A 19485-nucleotide genomic window follows, 5' to 3' on the forward strand; every position below is an offset into this window, starting at 1 on the left:
TGCTGTGCGCCGGTGGTCATGTGGAACGCTACCCGGACAGATCCAACTCCGGTTGTCACGCAGGCGAGTTGAGGAGAACACATGCCGCAGGCCGGCCACACCGATCCGTCGCTGTACCGTTCGGCCGCCGAGGCGATCGCCGCGCCACCGGAGACGCTGGCGTACGTCGCCGGGTTCGACCGGGCCGGGGAGCGGCCGGACGCGCTGCTCACCGTGGACACCGATCCGGCGTCGGCGAGCTACGGGAAGGTCCTGAACTTCGCCGAACTGCCGACGCTGGGCGACGAGTTGCACCACTTCGGGTGGAACGCCTGCTCCAGCGCGCTGGCGCACGCCTGCCACGAGAACCCCGAGCGGCGCTACCTCCTCCTCCCGGGCCTGCGCTCCTCGCGGCTGCACGTGATGGACACCCGGCCCGACCCCGTCCGGCCGCGCCTCGTCAAGACCGTCGAGGCGGCGGAACTCGCCGCCAAGGCCGGCTACTCGCGCCCGCACACCCTGCACTGCGGGCCGGACGGGGTGTTCCTGTCCTGCCTGGGCAGCGGGGACGGGAACGACGGGCCCGGCGGGGTGGCGCTGCTGGACCACACCACCTTCGAGGTGCTGCGCGCCTGGGAGACGGAGCGCGGGCCGCAGCACTTCGCGTACGACGTCTGGTGGCACCTGGGGACGAACGTGGGGGTGACCAGTGAGTGGGGCACGCCCTGGATGGTGGAGGGCGGGGTCGTCCCGGAGCTGCTGCTGGGCCGCAAGTACGGGCACGCGCTGCACTTCTGGGAGCTGGACTCGGGGCGGCACCTGCAACGGGTCGACCTCGGCGACCAGTACCAGATGGTGCTGGAGCTGCGCCCGGCGCACGATCCGCAGGCCGAGTGGGGCTTCGCCGGGGTGGTGACCAACGTCGAGGACCTGTCCGCCTCGGTCTGGCTCTGGTACCGGGAGGGCCCGGCGTTCACCGCGCGCAAGGTGATCGAGATCCCCGCCGAGCCCGCCAAGACGGAGGACCTGCCGCCCGCGCTGCAACCGTTCGGCGCGGTGCCGCCGCTGATCACGGACATCAACCTGTCGGTGGACGACCGCTGGCTGTACGTGTCCGCGTGGGGCACCGGCGAGCTGTTCCAGTACGACGTGTCGGACCCGTTCCACCCCCGCCTCGCCGACTCTGTACGGCTGGGCGGGGTCGTCGCCCGCACCCCGCACCCGGCCGCGCCGGGGCGCCCGCTGAGCGGCGCCCCGCAGATGGTCGAGATCAGCCGGGACGGGCGCCGGCTCTACCTCACCAACTCCCTCTACGGCGCCTGGGACGACCAGTTCTACCCGGACGGCATCGAGCCGTGGATCATCAAGCTGGACGCCGACACCGAGGCGGGCGGGCTGAGCGTCGACGAGCGCTTCTTCCCGCACGGCGCCGACTTCCGGGGCCTGCGGGTGCACCAGACCCACCTCGCGGGCGGCGACGCCTCCTCGGACTCCTACTGCTACCGGTAGGACGTCCAGCGGCGGGGACGTCCACTGGCGGGACGTCCAGCGGCAGGACGTACGGTCAGTACTCCAGCCGCACTTCGTGATCGGGCCGGTTTGCGCGGGAACTGGAACGGCCACCGCGTGATCTTGGTGAGGTGTGTGGACTCTTCAAGAACGGACGGTGGCCGCGAGCCACAGAGTAGACCCTGACCGATGGCGATCGGTGCTCGGGGAGGTGGCGGGCAGGTGCGTGCGGGTCGAGCCACGTGCCACGGCCCGGGCGTTCGTCGCCGGTCTGCTCTCGGATGTTGAGCGCAAGAACTGCTGGTCGCTAGGAGCATGGGTCAGTAACGAGCAAGCGGTTCCGCTCCCGTGACCGGTGGATCGGTCGTGGCGGCCCCGTCGGGGCCTGTGGGGTTCTGACGGGGTCCTGCCCTGTCGGGTGTCCGGCTGGCAGGGCTCGTGATGTGGCCGGGGAGGCTCGGCCGGTCAGCCGGCCGGGGCGGCGGTCCCTGCCGCCCCGGCGTGGCGGAAGATCTTGCGGAGGTTGTGGCAGGCCGCGAGCAGGCGCCATTCGCCTCGGGGGCCGTCCTCGCCGCGCAGGAGGAGTCGGCGGCCGTTGTGGCAGGTCGGGCAGCCGGGCACCGCAACGGTCCGTCGGACGGACCGACGGACCGTTGCGAACGATCGAGGTCAGTGGTACTCGATCAGTTTTTGCACTTGTTCACCGGATGCCAATCGGTTACCCCGGACTTGGACCACGGCTCGCCGTACAGCTTGAACCCGGCGCGGATACAAACGTTGTCCGGCCAGAAGAACATGTCGCCGTAGTTCGAGCTTGACGTGCTGTAGTAGCCCTGCAACTTCCAGGTGACGCCACCATCGTAGGACCGATCTATCCAGCCCTCGTAGGTGCCGCAGCCGGTCGAGACCGTCAGGCGGCTCCAGGCGTACCAGAGACCGTCTTTCTTCCCCGACCGAAGCTGCACCGTCGTGCAGCCGGGATCACTGGCGTGGTCGTCGGTGTCCACCTGGTCAAAGGACATGTTGCCGGGGTCAGCCCCGTCACACGAGTACCCAGAACCACACGGCAGCCCCTGGACGGCGGCGAAGGCGGTCCCGGGCGTCAACGCGAGGAGGAGACCGGCGGTCGCCGAGAGGACCGCAATTCTCTTCAACATACGAACTGTCCCTTCGTGGTGTGGTGTCGAACGGGAACCAGTCGGTTCCTGGTGGTGGGCGAGTGCCCGTGAGCCGCAGCGCGGTGGTGTTTTGAAGGACTCCAAGGGGTGGGCTGTGTCACAAACCCCGCCAAGAGCCACGAGACCCTGGTCCATGACACTTCGGGTTGTTCAGCGCGGCATGCGACACAGTCGTCGCGGTGGTCACCGTCTCGGACGGGTCGATCGGGCCTCGACGTGTCATGACTCTAGGTCTTTCGAGCAGCGCCAACTGTGCTGTCCGTGCGCGGAAGTTGGTCAGGTGTGCGCGGGTGCCCAGGTTCGGCCGAAAGAGACGAGATCGACGAGCAGGGCCCGCTGATCGACCCAACCGCGATCGGTGCGACGGCCAACGGTTGAGCGTGTGTCCTGGCGAAGTCCGCACCAGTCGTCGATCCCGTTCCCGGGGCTACGAGCCTCGGGACATAGCCTCCGCGCGCCTAGCGATCACCCGGGCACAGCGGGGCGCCGCGCGACACCGACACCGCCGGCATCAGATGCGCCTGCGGCAATGCCTTCGTCTGTCTACTCGATCTCCCGAGCATCTTCTGGCCAACGCGCCTCAAAATCAGTGGAGTTGACACCACCGAGAGCCTGTTGCGCGCCGTAACTTGTCCTGACAACCTGGTCGCAGGATTGGCCTCGGGGAGGACAGCTCAGTGAGGGAATGGCACAGGGACGAAAGCGTCCTAGCGAATGGATCACATCGACCCGACCCTCTCCTCCCGGCTTGGCTGCCCCCCTCAGGTGTGACGCAGTCCGCTGCCGCGACCGGCCAGTGTCTGGCAGGCACAGGTATCCGCAGGAGTCCATCCTCCGCGGCCCGCAACATCACACCAGGGCGGCCGCCGGCTGGACCTGCCCTGTGAGCGCGACCCTGGACACCGCGTCCTTCCCACTGCAGGACCGGGAGGAGGCGGTCCGGCACGCGGTCTGGGAGTCCATCGTACGGATCGAGATCGACCACCACGCTCCACCGAAGGACATCTCGGTCAAGGTCAAACTGAACACGGTCGGCTGCATCGGCGTCTGCTCGGGACAGGCGACTGGCCTGACGATACGGAGGACGCAGCGGCTGGCCCGGGAGGACACCGAGCCGCACATTTTCCTGGGCCTCCAGGTAACGGGCACCAGCATGGTGACGCAGAACGATCGCCAAGCCTTTTTGAAACCGGGGGAATTCGCCTTCTACGACACGTCCGTGCCGTACGCCCTCGGCTTCGACGGCGGTGTCGACCATCACTTCCTGCGCTTCCCGCGCACCGCGCTCGCACTGCCCGAGCCGTTACTGAGGGAAATGACCGCGGTCACGTTCAGTGCGGCCAGTCCCGTCGCCGCCCTGGCCTACGCTTACTTCTCCCAACTGGCCGCCACCGAGGGACTCCACCAGGACCGGTACGCCCAGGCGGTCGCGGAACCCAGCCTCGATCTGATCCGCGCCACCATCACCTCGCGGCTCGGCGACTCGCCCTTGGCCCGGGAATCGTTGGAGGCGACGCTCAACCTCCGGATTCTTCGGTACATGCGGGCACACCTGCGCGATCGGGACCTGTCCGCCGCGCAGATTGCCTCCGCACACGGCGTCTCGGTTCGGCACCTCTACACGCTGCTGGCCCGGTCAGGGCTAACCCCGGGCGACTGGATCCGCTCGAACCGTCTGGAGGAATGCCGGCGGGAACTGGCCAGCCCGAAGGTGCAGTACCGGACGATCGCCGCGATCGGGCGCAGCTGGGGCTTCGTGGACGCGACTCACTTCAGCAAGGCTTTCAAACGGGCGTACGGCCTCTCCCCACGTGCCTGGCGCGACCTCAACCGCACCTGCAGCCAAACAGGTGACCAGCCGCAGGGCCGGCACGCGAGGTGATCGCGATTTGCCTGGGCACGAGGAGCAGCATCGGGGACCTCGCCGAAGGTGTGCAGGCCGGTGCCGGCGGAGTTGCCGCGGCGGGGCCAGGGACGCTGACGGTTGAGCTCTCCTCGCCGTAACGGCAGGTCGCGTGGAGGTCCTGTCAGGTGTAGGTGATGCCGCCGTCCGCGGCCTGGGCGCCTAGTACTCCAGCAGGACTTCGACGTTTTGCCTGCTCAGAGGCTGCGTGGTGAGTGTAGTGGGCTGATGGCCATCAGGGGCGGTCTTCATGGGACCGCCCCTCGATCGTGTGCGGTCGGCGTTGGTAGTGGCAGCGGCGGGGCAGTCTCTCGTCGTGCTCAACGTGCCTGCAGCCGAGACCTGGGACAACGAACTCGAAGACCTCTTCCTCCAGGTCGGCCACCGTTTCAGCCGCGTGGAGCCACGCCGCCGGATGCGCGCGTCAGCGGCCTGCTTGGCCCGGTCGGCCGCAAGAACGGCTGGCAGCTGGCCGAGTACGCAGGTCACGCCACGCCTGACGGCCTGCAGCACCTGCTCGCCGGTGCCCGGTGGGACGCGGACGAGATCCGAGACGAGCTCCAGCACTACGTCGCCGAACGCCTCGGAGCCGACGACGGAGTCCTGATCATCGACGACACCGGCTTCGTCAAGAAGGGCACCACCTCCGCAGGCGTACAGCGCCAGTACTCCGGCACGGCCGGCCGCACGGAGAACTGTCAGATCGGGGCCTTCGCGGCCTGTGCCACCAGCCGCGGACGGGCGCTGGTCGATCGTGAGCTCTACCTGCCCAAATCCTGGACCGAGGACCGGGACCGCTGCCGCGCGGCGAAGGTCCCCGACGAGCGGGGCTTCCACACCAAGGGCGAGCCGGCCAAGACACTGGTACTGCGTGCGCTCGCCTCCCCGATGCCCATCGCCTGGGTCACCGCGGACTCGGCCTACGGCCAGGAGGGGCGCTTCCGTCGCCTGCTGGAACAGTCCGGCGTCGGCTACGTCCTTGCGGTGCCCAAGTCCCAGTTCAGCGTGGGCTGTCCACGCATCGACTGGCTGTTTGCCCAGGCCCCGGCCGAGGCCTGGGAGCGGATCTCGTGCGGGGACGGCGCCAAGGGACCGCGCGTCTACGACTGGGCGGCCATCCGGCTGCCCGCGGTGGCGGAGTTCGACTACCAGGGCGGGGTCCAGGCTCGCCAGCGGTGGGCGCTGGCCCGCCGCAGTCTGAGCAGGCCCGACGAGATCGCCTACTACCTCGCCTACGCACAACTCGACACGACCGTGGAGCAGTTGGTGCGGATCGCCGGGATGCGCCGGGCGATCGAGGAGTGCTTCCAGGCCGCGAAGAACGAGTGCGGCCTGGACCAGTACGAGGTCCGCCGCTACCCCGGCTGGATGCGGCACATCGCCCTGGCCATGCTCGCCCACGCCTTCCTGGCCGCCATGGCTGCGGCATCAAAGGGGGCTGCAGAAACGGTTCGCGCACCCTGGTGGACCTCGCCGTGGCAGAGATCCGGCGACTCCTGGCAGCTGGCCGTCCCCACGGCCCACACCCGCCAAGGTACTCGCCGCGCGTTCACGCCTTGAACTGGTCTACCTGGCGCCGACAACGCCAGGCCGTCGCCCGCCGCTGCCACTACCAACGCCGACTGCACACGATCGAGGGGCGGTCCCATGAAGACCGCCCCTGATGGAAATCAGCCCACTATACTCACCACGCAGCCTCTGAGCAGGCAAAACGTCGAAGTCCTGCTGGAGTATTAGCGGGCGAGCGCCTGGTCGTAGCGGACCTGGGCCAGGGGCAGCCCGGCGGCGAGCAGTTCGGAGCGGACGGAGGCGACCATGCCGGCCGGGCCGCTGACGCAGGCGAGGTGGTCGCGCCAGTCCCCGGCGCCCGCGACGGCGTCGGCGAGCCGGCCGGCGGTGACCGGCGTGAGCGCCAACCAGGGTTTGTGCAGGCCGAGTTCGGCGAGGGCGGACCAGTCGTAGAGGTCGCCGCAGTCCCGGGCGCCGACGAACAGGTGGACGCGGCGGCCGCGCGGGCGCTGGGCGGCCTGCTGCTCGACGATGGCCTTCATCGGGGCCAGGCCGGTGCCGCCGGCGACCAGCAGCAGGTCGCGGGTGTCGTCCTCGGGCAGCAGGCCGCCGCGCGGCGGGCCGAGGCGCAGCCGGTCGCCGACGGCGGTGCGTTCGACGAGGGCCGCGCTGACCCCGTCCGGCCCGGTGCGCCGGACGTGGAACTCCAACTCGTTGTCGGTGCGCGGCGCGCAGCCCATCGAGTACTGCCGCCAGGTGTGCGGGAGCGTCGGGTGTTCGACCGTGCCGTACTGTCCGGCCCGGTACGGGTAGGGCTCGCCGGTGCGCACGCGCAGGACGGCGAGGTCGGGGCGGCGGCGCTCGTGGCCGGTCACCACGGCGTGCCAGTACGGGGGTTCGGTGAGCGCGGAGTCGGCGCCGGCGGTCATCGCCGCGACGGCGAAGCGCAGCATCCGGACCCAGGCCGCTTCCATCTCCTCGGTCCACCCGGCGCCCGCCCGGTGCCGGATCGCCGCGCACAGGGCCTCCTCGAAGGCCTCGTAGTGGACCGGCCGGACGCCCAGTTTGCGGTGGTCGCGCCCGAGTTGGCGCAGGGTCGCGGCCAGTTCGGCCGGGTGGTGGAGGTGGTCCACCAGGTGGCGGAGGATCCGCTCCAGGTGGGCCTGCTGGAACTCCATCGAGGCGGGGAAGAGCGCGCGCAGGTAGGGGCGGCGGCGGAACATCACCGCGTAGAGGTGGTCGATCAGTTCGGAGAGCGGGTCGAGCAGGCCGAGGTCGCGCCGGATCAGCCGTTGGTCGGCGGCGCCGTCGTAGCCGTCGTAGCCATCGGTGCCCCCGGAGCCGCCGTACGCGTCGGCACCGGAGCCGGCCGGATCGGGCGCGAAGGGCGAGGCAGGGGTGAGGAGTTGGCGCCGGAGCCGCATCGCGTGGTGGCGGGCGATCAGCCGGTCGTACTCGGCGGTGGTGCCGCTGGTGGTGTTTCCGCTGGTGGTGGTGTCCATGACCCGCCCAGTCAATCGCCGCCCGGTTACCGGCGAGAAGGGCCGATGGCCCCGATCGGACCCGGGACCATCGACCCCTTGACGGGAGGGCCTGGCCGGAAGGCCTACCAGGGGCGCTACCGGACGGGGTCGACCGGGGTCGCCTGGGTCGCCTCGACGGGCTCGGGGTGGAACTCGGTGGCCGCCCAACTGGCCAGCAGGCGCAGGGATTCGGCGGAGCTGGAGCCGGGCTCGGCGTGGTAGGTGACGAGCACCTGGTCGACGTCCCCGGCCGGGCGCAGCGTCTCGTACTGGAGGTTGAGCCGGCCCACCACCGGGTGGTGCAGCCGCTTGGTGCCGTGGCCCTTGTCCTGGATGCTGTGGGCGGCCCAGAGGCGGCGGAAGTCGGCGCTCTTGAGGGAGAGTTCGCCGATCAGCGAGGCGAGCCTGGGGTCGTCCGGATCCCGTCCGGCGTCCAGCCGCAGCATGCCGACGACGTCGGTGGCCTTGCCGTCCCAGTCCTCGTAGAGCTCGCGGGCCGACGGGTCGAGGAAGAGCTGCCAGGCCATGTTGCGCTGCTCGGGCGGCATCGCGGCGAAGTCGCCGAGCAGGGCGGTGCCGAGCCGGTTCCAGCCGATGATGTCCAGGCGCCGGCCGAGGACGTACGCGGGCACGCACTCCATCGCGTCCAGGAGTTGCTGGAGCGCGGGCCGGACCCGCTGCGGGCGGGCGGCGGCCCGGCCGGGGCGGCGGCGGGCGGGCCTGGTGAGCCGGCCGAGGTGCTCGCGCTCGGCGGGGCTGAGCCGCAGCACGCGGGCGATGGCGTCCAGGACGGCGGCGGAGACGCTCTCGCCGTGGCCCTGTTCGAGCCGGGTGTAGTAGGCGGTGCTGACTCCGGCGAGCAGGGCCAGCTCCTCGCGGCGCAGGCCGGGCACCCGCCGCCGGGTGGTGCTGTCCGGCAGGCCCACGTCCTCGGGCCGCAGCCGGGCGCGGCGGGATCGGAGGAACTCGCTGAGTTCGGTGCGCTGGTCCATGTCTGCAGTATGCGGGGGATCCGGGCGGCGGGGGCGGGGGCAAGGGTGATACTGCCGTGCGTACGTTCCGCGGTCGTACGTCCGGGGTCCCTACGCCTGGCGTACGTACGAAGAGCTCTGGTCTGGCTGGTCGCTCCGCACCGGCGCAGGCTGGAAGCATGACGAACTCGACGAACGCAACGACGACGAGCACCACCGAGGGCACCACCCGCACGGTCGCCGCCTACGCCGCGGCGCGGCCCGACTCCCCGCTGGAGAAGACCACCGTCACCCGCCGGGCGGTGGGCGAGCACGACATCGTGATCGACATCAAGTTCTGCGGCATCTGCCACTCCGACATCCACCAGGTCGGCGAGGACTGGGGCACCGGCATCTTCCCGATGGTCCCGGGCCACGAGATCGCCGGCGTGGTCACCGAGGTCGGCGCGGGCGTCACCCGCTGGCAGGCCGGCGACCGGGTCGGCGTGGGCTGCATCGTCGACTCCTGCCGGGAGTGCGACAACTGCCGGGCCGGCCTCCAGCAGTACTGCACCGGCCAGGACGGCACCGTCTTCACCTACAACAGCGTCGGCCACGACGGCCTGCCGACCCACGGCGGCTACTCCTCGAAGCTGGTCGTCGACGAGGCGTACGCGCTGCGCATCCCCGACAACCTGCCGCTGGACGCCGCCGCGCCGCTGCTGTGCGCCGGCATCACGCTGTACTCGCCGCTCGCGCACTGGGGCGCCGGGCCGGGCAAGAAGGTCGCGATCGTGGGCCTCGGCGGGCTCGGCCACATGGGCGTGAAGCTCGCCCACGCCATGGGCGCGGAGGTCACCGTGCTCAGCCAGTCGCTGCGCAAGCGCGAGGACGGGCTGAAGCTCGGCGCCGACCACTACCGGGCCACCTCCGACCCGGCCACCTTCACCGAGCTCGCGGGCACCTTCGACCTGATCGTCAACACGGTCTCCGCCGACCTCGACCTGAGCGCCTACCTCGGCCTGCTGCGCACCGACGGCACCATGGTGCAGGTCGGCGCGCCGGAGAAGCCGGTCACGGTGAACGCGCACGCGCTGCTCTCCGGCCGCCGTTCGCTGGCCGGCTCGATGATCGGCGGGCTGCCGGCCACCCAGGAGATGCTGGACTTCTGCGGCGAGCACGGCATCACCGCGGAGATCGAGCTGATCCGCGCCGAGCAGATCAACGAGGCCTACCATCGGGTGCTGGCCGGCGACGTCCGGTTCCGCTTCGTGATCGACGCCGCGACGATCTGACCGTCACGGCCTGACCCCGCACTCCCCCGTGCCCCGACGCCCCGCCCCCTGGTGCTCTCCCATCACCAGGGGGCGGGCGCCGTCGGGGCGCCTCGGGCTAGACCCCGGCCGGGTCGGCCCCGGCCCCGGCCGTGCCCGCTCGGGACGACCGGCGTTCCTGGCGCCGGTCCTCCCGCCGTTGCCGCCCCCGGCGCAGCGGCTGATCGGGCAGCCAGCCGAAGGTGAGGCAGGCGCCTACCAGTCCGAGCAGCATCCCGATCACGAAGCCGCCCAGGTTGGAGGTGAGCCAGCTCGCCAGCGCGGCGAGCACGGCGAGGACGGAGTAGAACAGCCGCTGAGCCGGGTTGAACAGGATCAGCAGGCCGCACAGCACCATCACCGCCGGCACCAGGTAGCCCGCCAGCCCCTGCATCCCGATGTGCAGGACGACGGGCAGCGGGGCACGCAGGGTGAACAGGATCTCGGCGCCGCCGAACAGCACCAGCAGCCCGCCCCAGAACGGCCGTTGGCCCCGCCAGTCGCGTTTGACCGGTCGGGTGGTGGCGGGAGCGGGGGCGGGAGCCGTCCCCACGGCCCCCTCCGCGACGCCCTCGCCGGAACCGGCCGGCTCCGGTACGGACTCCGTCATGGTCAGCAGCCCTGGGAGCTGAAGCTCAGCCGCAGGTTGGGCAGTTTGAACCCGACGGCGGTGCTCGCGTAGTTGTGCTGCTTGAGGTGCGTCAGCACGACGGTGTCGGCCTGCTGCCCGAAGACGCCCGGGTTGCCCTTGCCCGCGTTGCCGGCCTTGGTGTACGTGCTGGCGTCGCCGCCGATCTCGATGTTGGTGAACTCCGCGTCACCGGACAGCATGTCGGAGTCGGTGGTGAGGTCGGTGGCGGAGACGGGGGTGCCGGCGTCGCCGGCGTGGATCACCAGGTTGACGCCACCGAGGTCCACGCTCTGGCACAGGTTGGTGATCTCGGCCTTCTTGATCGCCGAGACCGCGACCAGCACCTGACCGCCGGTGGAGCCCTGGTTGGGGCTGTCGGGGATCATCGAGTCCAGGCTGCCGAACTGGGCGAAGCCCTTGCCGTCGAGCTTGTCCGCGGTGATCGTGAACGGCATGCCGCTGATGGAGAACTGGGCGGCGAGTACGCCCTGGGCGGTGAGGGCCATCAGGACGGCGCCCGCGGCGACGGCCGGAACGGCCATCCAGGCGCTGCGCTTGAGCCGTACCCGCCCTCTCCTGCTGCCGGTCGGCGTCTCCGGGGTCTCGGCCGCGGCGGCGGCGTCCTCGGACATGGCCATGTGTGCTCCCTGTTGGGTGGGTGGGATGTGCAGGCACTGGCACGGTGCCCTGGCGCGGACAGCGTTCCACGGCCCGACCGGGCCGCCCGCCCCTCGGCAGCGGGGCGGGCACGGTCAAGCCGCGCTTTGAGTAACTGGGAAGCTACTGCCCGGTAGTGGCCGGGTCAATACGGGTGCACGAAGGATCTTCACCGATCGGAAACCCGAGCCGGACGGCCGCCTGCGCCGGGCCGAGGAAGGGCGCGAGACAGAACATGCTCAACACCGGAAGGAGTTCCGGCAGTTGAACCGTCCGGCCGGAGTCGATCCGCCGGTAGAGCGCGCTGTAGACCCCGCCCACCACGGCGTCCACCAGCTCCACCACCCGCACACCGACCGGCGGTTGGGGCACCTCGGCGAAGAACGCCCGGAACCGGGTGAGGAGTTGGTCCCGCTCGCGGCGGCCGGCCGGTCCGACCGCCTCGATCTCGATCACCGCCATGGTCGCGAAAGCCGGTGTCCCCGCCAGCAGATGGAGCATCGCGCCGAGCGCCTGCCGGATCCCGGCGCACCAGTCGGACTCCGCCGCGAAGGCCGCCGCCATCCGCCGGAGCACCACTCCGGTGCCGTGCCGGTGCGCGGCCAGGAAGGCGTCCTCCTTGCCGCTGAACAGCTCGTAGAAGACCGGTCTGGTCACACCCGCCGCGCGGCAGATGTCGCTGACCGTGGCGTGCTGATAGCCGCGCGCGGCCACCGTCTGGACCAGCCCGTCGAGCAGCCGCTCGCGCTGGGTCGCGGCCACCACGCCCGGGGGCAGCCGGCTCGGGCCGCGCTTGATGGACCGGGCCGGGTCACGACCGGCCCGCGCGCCCGGCAGCAGGATCACGTCGGCACTTCGGAGGTGTTTCCGTTCCATCACCAACTCCTGTTACCTGTATTGACATTGACGCAACATCGGGTTTACAACACTGACAGGTTTCCAACCGGTGGGCGACCCTGTCACCACCGGACGACCTCCAGGGGCTCCGGCGGCCCCGGGCGAACAGCCCGGGCCACGGGACCACGAGCGGACGCAGGCCCGCGGCGGTGGCAGCCGCCGACGTGCACTCCTGCACTCGCAGCGCACGTCCGCACCTTCACACCGCTGTGCCGTACGAGCGGGCCCGTGGCGCCGGGCCCGCCGCACCACGGCCCCGCGAAGCCCCCGGTACGCCATGCCCACGCACCTCCCCCGCCGTGCACGCCACCACACCCGCACCGCGGGCCACCCCCACCCGTCTCCGCACGGAGAGAGGTCACCCTCATGCGCTTTCGCCGTACGCTCGGTACCGCCGCCCTCGCCGCCCTCGCCTTCACCTGCGCCGCCGTCGCACCCGCCCAGGCCGACGGCTCCGCGGTGCTGACCACCGGCAGCAGCAGCGGCCCGGACGTCGCCATCGGCGACGTCCTCACCGCCAGTCTGGTCTCGGGCACCGCCGCCACCTTCTACAGCAGCGCCAGCGGCACGAGCGGCATCAGCTGCGCCAACTCGGCCTTCTCCGCCACCGTGACGGCCAACCCGGCCGCCCCCGGCAGCGCGGTCGAGCAGCTCAACACCCAGACCTTCGGCTCCTGCTCCTCCAACGTCCTCGGCGTCACCGGCGTCAAGAGCATCACCGTCAACAACCTGCCGTTCACCAACACCGTCGGCGACGGCCCCGGCAACCCGGTCGCCCTCACCCCCGGCGCGGCCGGCGCGATGAAGACCACGGTGGTGCTCAACACCATCCTCGGCAGCATCAACTGCGTCTACCAGACCACCACCGGGATCAACGGCACCACCTCGAACACCGGCAACACCATCGGCTTCTCCTCCCAGCCGTTCAACCTGGTCTCCGGCTCGGGCCTGTGCTTCTCGACCGGCTGGTTCAGCGCCACCTACGGCCCGGTCACCGACACCTCGGTGGCGGGCAGCCCGCTCATCTTCGTCAACTGACGACCCGAGGGGCACGCACCACCTGACGCCCGGTCAGACGTCCTCAACCGACGGCCGAGACCGGCGGGAACAGACGGGCGGTGTACGGCGGCCGTGGTCGCCGTACACCGCTCCGGCGCGCCCGCACGCCCGCCAGGTGATCCGGCAGCACGCCACGACCCCGGCCCCGCGCCGCGCCACCCCGCCGAACCCCCGAGACAGCGAAGTGACCGGCCGGTAGGGTGCTGCCGCACGGACAGGGCGGACAGGAACGGGGCGGGCAGATGAGCGGCAGCGGCGACAGCACGGGGTTCTTCGCATCGGTGGCGGACACCGCCGACCAGCTGGCCGCCACCGGCTACCTGGCCTCCACCGCCGTGGCCACCACCGTCTTCCTCGCCGACCGGCTCGGCAAGCCGCTGCTGGTCGAGGGCCCCGCCGGGGTCGGCAAGACCGAACTCGCCAAGGCGGTGGCCGCGGTCGGCCGGGCCCGGCTGGTCCGGCTCCAGTGCTACGAGGGCATCGACGAGGCCCGCGCCCTCTATGAGTGGAACCACGCCAAGCAGCTGCTGCGGATCACCGCCGGCCGCGACGAGGGCTGGGACGAGGCCCGCACCGACATCTTCGGCGAGGAGTTCCTGCTCACCCGCCCGCTGCTCACCGCCATCCGCGGCGACGAGCCCACCGTGCTGCTGATCGACGAGATGGACAAGGCCGACGTCGAGGTGGAGGCGCTGCTGCTGGAGGTGCTCAGCGACTTCCAGGTCACGGTGCCCGAACTCGGCACCATCGCCGCGAGCCGCCGCCCCTTCGTGCTGCTCACCTCCAACGCCACCCGCGAACTGTCCGAGGCGCTGCGCCGACGCTGTCTCTTCCTCCACCTCGACTACCCGGACGCCGAGTTGGAGCGGCAGATCGTCCGGCTCAAGGTGCCCGGCCTGGACGACACACTGGCCGCCTCGCTGGTCCGGGTGGTCGGCGCGCTGCGCGCGATGGACCTGCGCAAGGCGCCGTCCGTCGCCGAGACCATCGACTGGGCCCGCACCCTGCTGGCGCTCGGCGCGGACACCCTCGACGAGGCGGTCGTCCAAGAGACCCTCGGGGTGATCCTCAAGCACCAGGACGACATCCGGAAGGCCGCACGGAAGCTCACCGTCGCATGACCACCGCCCCACCGCCGGCCGACACCGCCGCCCGGCTCACCGGCCTGGTCCGCGCGCTGCGCGGGCACGGCCTGCGGATCGGCCCCGCCGAGACGGTCGACGCGGCCGCCGTCCTCGACGTCCTCGGGCTCGCCGACCGCGAGCAGATGCGGGCCGGCCTGGCCGCCGCGCTGCTGCGCTCGGACACCCAACGGGCCGTCTTCGACGCCACGTTCGACCTGTTCTTCCCGCTCGGCGTCGGCACCCCCGAGGCCGTCCGCGCCGACCCGCCCGCACTCCCGGACGACCCCCGGCCGCCGCGCCCCGGCCGGCCCGACCCGCTGCGCGACGACCTCCGCGAGCGCCTCGCCGCCGCCCTGGCCGCCGACGACCGGGCCGCCCAGGCCCGGCTGGCCGGCGAGGTGGTGGAGGCCCTGGGCCGGTACGGCGCCGGAGCCACGCCGGCCTCGGACGGCTGGTCGGCCCACCAGGCGCTCGGCCGGCTCGCCCCCGAGACGCTGCTCGCCCGGATCCTCGCCGCCCTGCGCGAGCAGGCCACCGCCCCGGACCTGTCCGACCGCGTCCTCGCCGACGAGATCCGCCGCCGCATCCAGGACTTCCGCGCCCTGGTCGCCACCGAGGCCCGCCGCCGGGTCGCCGAACTGCGCGGCGCCGAGCGGATCGCCGAACGCGCCGTCGCACCCACCGCCGACCGGATCGACTTCCTCGCCGCCGGCCGCGACCAGCTCGCCGAACTGCGCCGCACCGTCCACCCGTTGGCCCGCAAGCTGGCCACCCGGCTGGCCGCCCGGCGCCGCCGCGCCGCACGCGGACAGATCGACCTGCGCCGCACCCTGCGCCGCTCGCTGTCCACCGGCGGGGTGCCGCTGCGCCCGGCCTACCGGCTGCGCCGCCCGGCCCGGCCGGAACTGGTGCTGCTGTGCGACGTCTCCGGCTCGGTGGCCGGATTCGCCGACTTCACCATGCTGCTGGTGCAGGCGATGAGCGAACAGTTCAGCAAGGTACGGGTGTTCGCCTTCGTGAACCGCACCGCCGAGGTCACCGCCCTGCTGGCGCGCGGCGACGCCGACCCGGCCCGGCTCGCCGCCCGGATCCTCACCGAGGCCAAGGTGATGGGCCACCACGGCAACAGCGACTACGGCTCCGCCCTGGGCGAGTTCGCCGAACGGCACCTGGACGCGGTCGGCCCGCGCACCAGCGTGCTGATCCTCGGCGACGCCCGCAACAACCACCGCGACCCGAACCTGGACGCGCTGCGCCGGATCGCCGGCCGGGCCCGACGGGTCCACTGGCTCAACCCCGAGCAGCCCGCCCTCTGGCCGACCGGCGACTCCGCCGCAGCCGACTACGCGGGCGTCGTGCAGATGCACTCCTGCCGCAACGCCCGCCGCCTCGGCGAACTGATCGCCCGCCTGCTGCCGGTCTAGGGAGCTTCCGAGTCCGCCGCCACAGCGGCCGAAGCCTACGCCTGCGCCTGCGCCCGGGCCTCCTCGGCCGCCACCTGGGCGGCCCTGGCAGCGATCGGGTTGATGTCGGCCCGGCGCGCCGACTGCATGGCCGTCAGCCGCTGGACCACCAGAATCGCCGCGACGGCCGCGACCAGGCGCAGCGCCGAGCCGGCGGCCTCCACCCGGATGGTCTCGCGCAGGTCCTCCAGGCTGGCGAGCACCGTCAGGTTCACGTGCTTCATCATCGAGCTGGCGATCCGGTTGACGACCAGCGCGCCGATCCAGGTGGACCACCACAGGACCAGGACCTTCTCCGACACCGCGCGGCGCCGTCCCTCCGCGTCCAGCGGAGCGCTCGCCCGCCAGCAGTCCACCATCAGCTGCCAGGGGAACCAGAGCAGGACGACCGGGGTGACCCAGGCCCCGATGGTCCAGCCGCGTCCGCGGCGGTGCCCGTGCGGCAGCAGCAGGTCGGCATTCTGGCGGATGCGGTAGAACCAGATGATGAACACCACGGCGGTGGCCAGCGCCAGCGGGAGGAAGGCCCCGTTCAGCCCGTTCACCAGGGAGTCCACGGCATCGAAGTCGTCGAGGTCAGCCGACCCGTCCGCCAACTGGCCCAACAGGGCATCGGACCAGAGGCCGGCCACGACCGCCGCCGCCGCCAACACCGCGTTCAACCCCAGCAGGACGTAGACCGCCACGGCAAGGCCGTTCGCCGGTCGGAGCGCAGCCCAGCCCGGGGCCGCCTCCGCGCAGCCGAAGCAGCGTCGGCTCTCGGTCCCCGCGGGACGCGCCCCACACGCCACACACACCATCAGATCGTCAACTCCTGGAATCGCCGCGTGCTCGGACTCGCACGCCGGTGCCGCCAGCGCCCCGACCGGGGCGGGCGCGCCGACTCTAGGGGATCACCGACGTCTGCTGCCAGCAGGATTTCGCAGCTCAGAGGCGGTATCGCCAGATAAACGACAGATCGCGCGGGAATCGAACCCCGGGGAACCGACTCCGGCTCACCACCCCCACCCCGCGCGCCCGTCCCGATCCAGACGAGTGTGCGGTCGACGGACCCCGAGCGCAGGACCGGTGAAGGGGTACGAGCGTCCTGGGGAGGTCGAACGCGGCGTCAGGCCGAGGGGACGGGCAGCAGCCGGTAGGCGTCCCCGTCCGTGAGCACGCGGCCGGCGGTGGGCGGCGCGAAGTGGGTGCCGAGCAGGAGGGTGTCCGTGTCGGCGAGGGAGCCGAGGAGCTTGCGGCGCGAGGCCTCGGACTGCCGCGGGTCGATGTCGACGCAGGCGCCGATGGCGGGGTGGGCGAGCTGGACCGGGTGGTGGATGCAGTCACCGGTGATCAGCGCCGCCTCGCCCCGGCTGGTCAGTTCGACGGCGACGTGGCCGGGGGTGTGACCGGGGGTGGGGATCAGGCGCAGGCCCGGGGCGATCTCGACGCCCTCGGCCGGGACGTCGACGAGGTCCAGCAACCCGGCCCGCTCGACCGGGATCACGGAGTCGAGGAACATCTGCCTGCGCGCCTCCTCCAGGTCGTACCCGGCCCAGAACTCCCGCTCGACGCGGGAGGTGAGGTAGCGGGCGTGGGGGAAGGTGGGGATCCACTCGCCGTTCACCTCCCGGGTGTTCCAGCCGACGTGGTCGGCGTGCAGGTGGGTGAGGATCACCAGGTCTACGGAGTCCGGGGGGAAGCCGGCGGCGGCAAGGCGCTCCAGGTAGTCGGTCCGCAGCTGGTGCCAGGCCGGGTTGGCCCGCTCCTTGCCGTTGCCTATGCCGGTGTCGACGAGGACGCGCAGCCCGCCCACGACGAACGCGAAGCTGTGGCTGTCGAGGTGTAGGACGCCCTCGCGGTCGGCGAAGTGGGGGTGCAGCCAGTCGTGGCCGGTCACCACCTCGGGGGTCGCCTCGGGCAGCAGCCACGGCCCGGTCGCGGGCGGCAGGAGGGTCTCGTCGATGCGGTGGACGGTGACGCCGCCCACCGTCCAGGCGGGGGCGGGGGCGTCGGACGTGGCGCTGGACATGGGGGCTCCTCCCGTAAACGCAATCCGTTTGCGTTAAGTCATCGTAGGACCTACAGTCCGACTAACGCAAACGGTTAGCTTTTGCTGCAGGCGCCATCTCGCGCCAGCCCCGATCAGGAGAGAACGCCCATGTCCTCCGCCGAACGCCCCTCAGGCGAACCACCCACCACCGACCTCACGCCGCCCGAGGCCGCCCGCTGGGCCGCCCGGGCCGGGCTCCCCCTGCCCACCGACCGCCACGACGCGGTCGCGGCCACCGCCAACCAGCTGCTCTCCGTCGTCGCGGTCCTGCGGGAACTGGACTTCGGGGACACCCCGCCCGCGAGCGCCTACCGCGCGGAAAGCGCCCACGACACGGAAGAGGAGGAGCACGATGCAGCCGTATGAACTCTCCCTCGCCGCCGCCGCGGAGGAGATCCGGGCCCGGCGACTGTCCCCCGTCGAACTGGTGGACTCGGTCCTCGACCGCATCGAGCAGGTCGAACCGCACCTCGGCGCCTACGTCGCGGTCACCGCGGAGCGGGCGCGCCGGGCGGCCCGCGAGGCCGAGCAGGAAGCGGCGCGCGGCCTGCACCGGGGGCCGCTGCACGGCGTGCCGATGGGGCTCAAGGACCTGATCGACGTCGCCGGGCTGGCCACCACAGCCAGTTCCCGGGTCCGCGCCGACCACCGCGCGCAGACCGACAGCACGGTCGCCGCCCGCCTGGCCGCGGCCGGCGCGATCCTGGTCGGCAAGACGCACACCCACGAGTTCGCGTACGGCCTGACCACCCCGCAGACCGGCAACGCCTGGGACCGCGAGCGAGTCGCCGGCGGCTCCAGCGGCGGATCCGCCGTCGCCGTCGCCGCGGGCGCCGCGACCTTCGCGCTGGGCACCGACACCGGCGGCTCGATCCGGGTGCCCGCCGCGCTCAACGGGGTCGTCGGCCTCAAGCCGACCTACGGCCTCGTCCCCCGCCACGGCGTCACGTCCCTGTCCTGGTCGCTGGACCACGTCGGCCCGATCGCCCGGACCGTCGAGGACACGGCCCTCGTCCTGGACGCCCTCGCCGGACACGACCCGCGCGACCCCGCCTCGCTGGCCGCCCCCGCCGTGGACCACCGGCCGGGCGCGGGCACGGACCTGGCGGGGCTGCGCGTCGGCGTGCCGCGCAGCTACTACTTCGACCACGTCGACGCGGAGGTGGAGGCCGCCGTCCGGCGCTCCATCGGACACCTGGAGGCGCTCGGCGCACGGCTCGTCGACGTCGACATCCCGATGACCCGCTACCTCCAGGCGACCCTGTGGGGGCTGGTGGCGCCGGAGGCCGCCGCCTACCACGAGCACTCCCTGCGGGCGGTGCCCGAGCTGTACCAGGCGGACGTCCGCGTCCTGCTGGAGGCCGGCGAGCTGATGACCGCCGGGGACTACCTGCGCGCCCAACGCTCCCGGACGCTCATGCGGCAGGAGTGGGCCCGGATGCTGGAGGAGGTCGACGTGATCGCCGCCCCGACCGTCCCGGTCACCGCGGTACGGGCCGGCCAGGAGACCGTCAGCTGGCCCGACGGCATGGTCGAGGGCGTCCCCGACGCCTATGTGCGCCTGTCCGCCCCCGCCAACATCACCGGGGTGCCCGCCCTGTCCGTCCCGGTCGGCCGGGACGCGGCGGGCCTGCCGATCGGCATGCAGCTGCTCGGCCGGCCGCTCGGGGAGCGCACGCTGCTGCGGGTCGGCCACGCCTACGAGCGGGCGCAGCCCGCGCGGGCGCTCGCGCCGGCGGTCTGAGAACAGCAGGCGGG

Annotated in this window: 17 protein-coding genes and 1 pseudogene; 9 read left to right on the top strand and 9 right to left on the bottom strand. The window is 72.0% G+C overall.

Features of this window, described 5'->3' with window-relative positions; genetic code table 11:
- The first annotated feature begins 81 nt into the window (after positions 1-81).
- Entirely contained in the window at positions 82-1488 is a 1407-nt protein-coding gene (locus AB0R04_RS21105) for a selenium-binding protein SBP56-related protein (protein ID WP_363373291.1), read from the top strand.
- Between the two features lie 465 nt (positions 1489-1953).
- Here the strand turns inward: AB0R04_RS21105 and AB0R04_RS21110 are convergent, their stop codons facing one another.
- Both AB0R04_RS21110 and AB0R04_RS21115 read right to left on the bottom strand, forming a co-directional pair.
- On the bottom strand, positions 1954-2109 hold the full coding sequence (locus tag AB0R04_RS21110; RefSeq protein ID WP_363373499.1) for a hypothetical protein: 156 nt from the start codon (positions 2107-2109) through the stop codon (positions 1954-1956).
- A gap of 62 nt (positions 2110-2171) precedes the next feature.
- Positions 2172-2645 (bottom strand): hypothetical protein, encoded by a 474-nt coding sequence (locus AB0R04_RS21115; RefSeq protein ID WP_363373292.1) that lies wholly within the window; start codon positions 2643-2645, stop codon positions 2172-2174.
- Between the two features lie 904 nt (positions 2646-3549).
- Here AB0R04_RS21115 and AB0R04_RS21120 point away from each other — a divergent pair.
- Both AB0R04_RS21120 and AB0R04_RS21125 read left to right on the top strand, forming a co-directional pair.
- Positions 3550-4548: a helix-turn-helix domain-containing protein gene (locus tag AB0R04_RS21120; protein WP_363373295.1), complete on the top strand. Its 999-nt coding sequence runs from the start codon at positions 3550-3552 to the stop codon at positions 4546-4548.
- Between the two features lie 346 nt (positions 4549-4894).
- Positions 4895-6129: pseudogene (locus AB0R04_RS21125) on the top strand (IS701 family transposase).
- 173 nt (positions 6130-6302) lie between these two features.
- On the opposite strand, the gene AB0R04_RS21130 reads toward AB0R04_RS21125, so the two are convergent.
- Both AB0R04_RS21130 and AB0R04_RS21135 read right to left on the bottom strand, forming a co-directional pair.
- Positions 6303-7580 carry a globin domain-containing protein gene (locus AB0R04_RS21130; protein ID WP_363373298.1) on the bottom strand — a complete coding sequence of 426 codons (1278 nt, stop codon included), beginning with the start codon at positions 7578-7580 and terminating at the stop codon, positions 6303-6305.
- Between the two features lie 116 nt (positions 7581-7696).
- Entirely contained in the window at positions 7697-8593 is an 897-nt protein-coding gene (locus AB0R04_RS21135; protein ID WP_363373300.1) for a helix-turn-helix transcriptional regulator, read from the bottom strand.
- Positions 8594-8751: 158 nt separating this feature from the next.
- Here AB0R04_RS21135 and AB0R04_RS21140 point away from each other — a divergent pair, with 158 nt between their 5' ends.
- A complete protein-coding gene (locus AB0R04_RS21140; RefSeq protein ID WP_363373303.1) occupies positions 8752-9846 on the top strand; it encodes an NAD(P)-dependent alcohol dehydrogenase in 1095 nt (364 codons plus the stop codon).
- 97 nt (positions 9847-9943) lie between these two features.
- Here the strand turns inward: AB0R04_RS21140 and AB0R04_RS21145 are convergent, their stop codons facing one another.
- From AB0R04_RS21145 to AB0R04_RS21155, 3 genes are all read right to left on the bottom strand, one after another.
- The gene (locus AB0R04_RS21145; protein ID WP_244293257.1) at positions 9944-10474 is read right to left on the bottom strand and encodes a DUF6114 domain-containing protein; all 531 of its coding nucleotides are present in this window, start codon (positions 10472-10474) and stop codon (positions 9944-9946) included.
- A 2-nt stretch (positions 10475-10476) separates the two neighbouring features.
- Entirely contained in the window at positions 10477-11133 is a 657-nt protein-coding gene (locus AB0R04_RS21150) for a DUF6230 family protein (RefSeq protein ID WP_363373305.1), read from the bottom strand.
- Between the two features lie 142 nt (positions 11134-11275).
- Positions 11276-12028, bottom strand: a complete 753-nt coding sequence (locus AB0R04_RS21155; RefSeq protein WP_063346149.1) for a TetR/AcrR family transcriptional regulator — start codon at positions 12026-12028, stop codon at positions 11276-11278.
- 387 nt (positions 12029-12415) lie between these two features.
- Between AB0R04_RS21155 and AB0R04_RS21160 the strand changes: the two genes are divergently transcribed.
- The 3 genes from AB0R04_RS21160 (at position 12416) to AB0R04_RS21170 (ending at position 15656) form a co-directional block, all read left to right on the top strand.
- Entirely contained in the window at positions 12416-13087 is a 672-nt protein-coding gene (locus tag AB0R04_RS21160; protein ID WP_363373307.1) for a Tat pathway signal sequence domain protein, read from the top strand.
- 263 nt (positions 13088-13350) lie between these two features.
- Positions 13351-14229 carry a MoxR family ATPase gene (locus AB0R04_RS21165; RefSeq protein WP_363373310.1) on the top strand — a complete coding sequence of 293 codons (879 nt, stop codon included), beginning with the start codon at positions 13351-13353 and terminating at the stop codon, positions 14227-14229.
- Positions 14226-15656: a VWA domain-containing protein gene (locus AB0R04_RS21170; protein ID WP_363373313.1), complete on the top strand. Its 1431-nt coding sequence runs from the start codon at positions 14226-14228 to the stop codon at positions 15654-15656. The genes AB0R04_RS21165 and AB0R04_RS21170 overlap by 4 nt, the downstream gene beginning before the upstream one ends.
- 35 nt (positions 15657-15691) lie before the next feature.
- On the opposite strand, the gene AB0R04_RS21175 is transcribed toward AB0R04_RS21170, so the two are convergent.
- Together AB0R04_RS21175 and AB0R04_RS21180 are read right to left on the bottom strand one after the other, a co-directional pair.
- Complete coding sequence (locus AB0R04_RS21175; RefSeq protein ID WP_363373315.1) at positions 15692-16381, bottom strand: DUF4328 domain-containing protein; 690 nt, start codon at positions 16379-16381, stop codon at positions 15692-15694.
- Positions 16382-16803: 422 nt separating this feature from the next.
- Positions 16804-17706, bottom strand: a complete 903-nt coding sequence (locus AB0R04_RS21180) for an MBL fold metallo-hydrolase (protein WP_363373317.1) — start codon at positions 17704-17706, stop codon at positions 16804-16806.
- A gap of 129 nt (positions 17707-17835) precedes the next feature.
- Between AB0R04_RS21180 and AB0R04_RS21185 the strand changes: the two genes are divergently transcribed.
- Together AB0R04_RS21185 and AB0R04_RS21190 are read left to right on the top strand one after the other, a co-directional pair.
- Positions 17836-18093 carry a hypothetical protein gene (locus AB0R04_RS21185; protein WP_363373320.1) on the top strand — a complete coding sequence of 86 codons (258 nt, stop codon included), beginning with the start codon at positions 17836-17838 and terminating at the stop codon, positions 18091-18093.
- A complete protein-coding gene (locus tag AB0R04_RS21190; RefSeq protein WP_363373322.1) occupies positions 18080-19471 on the top strand; it encodes an amidase in 1392 nt (463 codons plus the stop codon). The genes AB0R04_RS21185 and AB0R04_RS21190 overlap by 14 nt, the downstream gene beginning before the upstream one ends.
- The last annotated feature ends 14 nt before the right edge of the window (positions 19472-19485 follow it).

It is taken from the genome of Kitasatospora sp. NPDC056731, from assembly GCF_040687675.1.
Lineage (GTDB): Bacteria > Actinomycetota > Actinomycetes > Streptomycetales > Streptomycetaceae > Kitasatospora.

Coding starts and splice junctions, on each gene's coding strand:
- AB0R04_RS21105 (WP_363373291.1), top strand. CDS start 82: ATGCCGCAGGCCGGCCACACCGATCCGTCGCTGTACCGTTCGGCCGCC.
- AB0R04_RS21115 (WP_363373292.1), bottom strand. CDS start 2,645: ATGTTGAAGAGAATTGCGGTCCTCTCGGCGACCGCCGGTCTCCTCCTC.
- AB0R04_RS21130 (WP_363373298.1), bottom strand. CDS start 7,580: ATGGACACCACCACCAGCGGAAACACCACCAGCGGCACCACCGCCGAG.
- AB0R04_RS21135 (WP_363373300.1), bottom strand. CDS start 8,593: ATGGACCAGCGCACCGAACTCAGCGAGTTCCTCCGATCCCGCCGCGCC.
- AB0R04_RS21140 (WP_363373303.1), top strand. CDS start 8,752: ATGACGAACTCGACGAACGCAACGACGACGAGCACCACCGAGGGCACC.
- AB0R04_RS21145 (WP_244293257.1), bottom strand. CDS start 10,474: ATGACGGAGTCCGTACCGGAGCCGGCCGGTTCCGGCGAGGGCGTCGCG.
- AB0R04_RS21150 (WP_363373305.1), bottom strand. CDS start 11,133: ATGGCCATGTCCGAGGACGCCGCCGCCGCGGCCGAGACCCCGGAGACG.
- AB0R04_RS21155 (WP_063346149.1), bottom strand. CDS start 12,028: ATGGAACGGAAACACCTCCGAAGTGCCGACGTGATCCTGCTGCCGGGC.
- AB0R04_RS21160 (WP_363373307.1), top strand. CDS start 12,416: ATGCGCTTTCGCCGTACGCTCGGTACCGCCGCCCTCGCCGCCCTCGCC.
- AB0R04_RS21165 (WP_363373310.1), top strand. CDS start 13,351: ATGAGCGGCAGCGGCGACAGCACGGGGTTCTTCGCATCGGTGGCGGAC.
- AB0R04_RS21170 (WP_363373313.1), top strand. CDS start 14,226: ATGACCACCGCCCCACCGCCGGCCGACACCGCCGCCCGGCTCACCGGC.
- AB0R04_RS21180 (WP_363373317.1), bottom strand. CDS start 17,706: ATGTCCAGCGCCACGTCCGACGCCCCCGCCCCCGCCTGGACGGTGGGC.
- AB0R04_RS21185 (WP_363373320.1), top strand. CDS start 17,836: ATGTCCTCCGCCGAACGCCCCTCAGGCGAACCACCCACCACCGACCTC.
- AB0R04_RS21190 (WP_363373322.1), top strand. CDS start 18,080: ATGCAGCCGTATGAACTCTCCCTCGCCGCCGCCGCGGAGGAGATCCGG.